1 protein-coding gene and 1 pseudogene are annotated in these 2,259 nt (G+C 68.3%); both read left to right on the top strand.

All coding sequences use genetic code 11. The features are described from left to right. A pseudogene (locus ENZ74_RS29710) lies at positions 1-261 on the top strand (xanthine dehydrogenase family protein subunit M); the annotation flags it as partial. Further along, positions 251-2,259, top strand: a 2,009-nt coding sequence (locus tag ENZ74_RS29705; RefSeq protein ID WP_164761306.1) for a xanthine dehydrogenase family protein molybdopterin-binding subunit, incomplete at its 3' end; no start/stop codon positions are given. The pseudogene ENZ74_RS29710 and the gene ENZ74_RS29705, both read left to right, overlap by 11 nt.

The following is a 2,259-nucleotide window of genomic DNA, read 5'->3' as shown; positions in this document are numbered from 1 at the left end:
GTCGCGGCTAAGCCGTGGCGGGCACGCTCGGCGGAAACCGTCCTGCTTGGCGCGGACGCCAGCGAGGCGACCTTCGCCAGCGCCGCGGACGCTGCCTTGGCCGATGCCAGCCCTTCCGGCGACAATGCCTTCAAGATCGAGCTTGCCCGCCGCATCGTGATCAGGGCGCTGATCTCTGCGCTTTCGGGAACGCCCGAGCGTCTGCCGGCCCTTCCTGCCTCCCCGTTCTCGAACATTCCTGGAGCGCGCCATGACGCTTGAACTCAGCCTCAACCAGCAACCCGCCCATGCCCGGCAAGGCTCTAGCATCGGCCAGCCGCTGACCCGCCGCGACGGCTTTCTGAAAGTCACCGGAGCCGCGCGCTATGCCGCCGACAACCATCCGCCCGGCATGCTCTACGCCGTGCTGGCGGTCAGCAGCATCGCACGCGGCCGCGTCGCCGCGCTGGATGTCGAGGCGGCCAAGGCATACAGAGGCGTGGTCGAGGTGATGACGCCCAAGAACCGGCCAGCGCTCGCTGCCGATCCGGACGCCAAGGACCATCCCTTCATGTTCCGGCTCGACCTCTTGCAGAACGACCAGGTCCGCTACCCCAATCAGAGCATCGCCGTGGTGATCGCCGAGACGCTGGAGGCGGCGACCGAGGGGGCGGCGCTGCTGTCGCCGCGCTATGAAGTGATGCCGGCGCGCGTTGGCCTCGACGGCGCCGAAAATTTCGTGCCGCGTGCTGTCGGCGTCGGCGGTCCGGCCGTGCAGCACAAGGGCGATGTCGAGGTCGGCCTTAAATCCGCAAAGACGCGGATCGAAGCCACCTACGAGACGCCGGCCCAGTACCACAACGCCATGGAGCCGCATGCGATCGTCGTCGCCTGGGAAGGCGACACACTGTCGATCGACACACCGAGCCAGGGCCTTGCCATGGCGCAGGGCCGCATCGCCGGCCTGTTCGGCATCGCGCCGGAGAACATCCACATCCGCAGCCCGTTCCTGGGTGGCGGCTTCGGTTCGAAAGGCATGATCTCCGGGCCGCAGGTGCTCGGCATCCTGGCGGCGCGTCTCGTCGGCCGTCCGGTCAAGCTGGTGCTGCGACGTGAGCAGATGTACGGGCCGGTCGGCCACCGTGCGCCGACGCGCCAGACGCTGCGCATGGGCATGGATGGCGAAGGGCGGCTGACGGCACTCGACCATCACGCCAAGACCGCGTCGAGCACGTTCGACGATTTCTTCGAACCGGCGGCGGATGCCTCGCACACGCTCTATGCCAGCCCGGCCATCGCCACCTCGCACGATGCGGTGCGGCTCGATACCGGTACGCCGCTGTTCATGCGGGCGCCCGGCGAAGCCACCGGCTCGATCGCGCTGGAGAGCGCTATCGATGAGGCAGCCTACGCCTGCGGCATGGACCCGCTGGAATTCCGGCTGCGGAACTATGCCGAGGTCGAGCCGATGACCGGCAAGCCGTTTTCCTCCAAGGCGCTGCGCGAATGCTACAGGCAAGCGGCCGAGACGTTCGGCTGGGCGAGCCGCCCGCTTCAGCCTCGGCTGATGCGCGACGCCGACGGTTTCCTGACCGGCTGGGGCATGGGCACGGCGACCTTCCCGGCGATCATGTTCCAGGCCGAAGCGCGGGCGGTGCTGAGAGCCGATGGCAGCGGCGTGATGGAGACCGGCGCTCAGGACATGGGGCAAGGCGCCTGGACCGCCTTCGCCCAGATCGCCGCCGACGGACTGGGACTGGATATCGACCAGGTCGATTTCAGGGCCGGCAGCTCCGATCTGCCCAATGCAGGCATTGCCGGCGGCTCCGGCCACACGGCGACGGCCGGCATGGCGATCCACAATGCGGGCGCCGCCGTCATCGCCAGGCTCGCCGATCTCGCCACCGGCGACGAGGGCTCGCCGCTCTACGGCGCCGGCAATGAAGGCGTGCTGGCGCGCGGCGGCCGCCTCTATCGGCGCGACGATGAAAGCCGCGGTGAAAGCTACGCCGAAATCCTCACGCGCGCGGGCCTCACCGAGATCGAGGGCCACGGCAAGGGCGCTCCCGACCCGGCGTCTCAGGAGGCCTATGCCAAGCACGCGCATGGCGCCGTGTTTGCCGAGGTGAAGGTCGATCCGGATTTTGGCCAGATCCGTGTCACAAGGCTGGTCGGTGCGTTCGCCGCCGGACGGGTCATCAATCCCAGGCTGGTGCGCAGCCAGTATTATGGCGGCATGATCTGGGGCGTCTCGTTCGCGCTGCATGAGGAAGCCATCAC

The organism is Mesorhizobium sp. M7A.F.Ca.CA.002.15.2.1 (genome assembly GCF_003998715.1).
GTDB lineage: Bacteria > Pseudomonadota > Alphaproteobacteria > Rhizobiales > Rhizobiaceae > Mesorhizobium > Mesorhizobium ciceri.
Note: the sequence above shows the minus strand (reverse complement) of the source record. Positions and strands in the feature narration are given on the sequence as shown.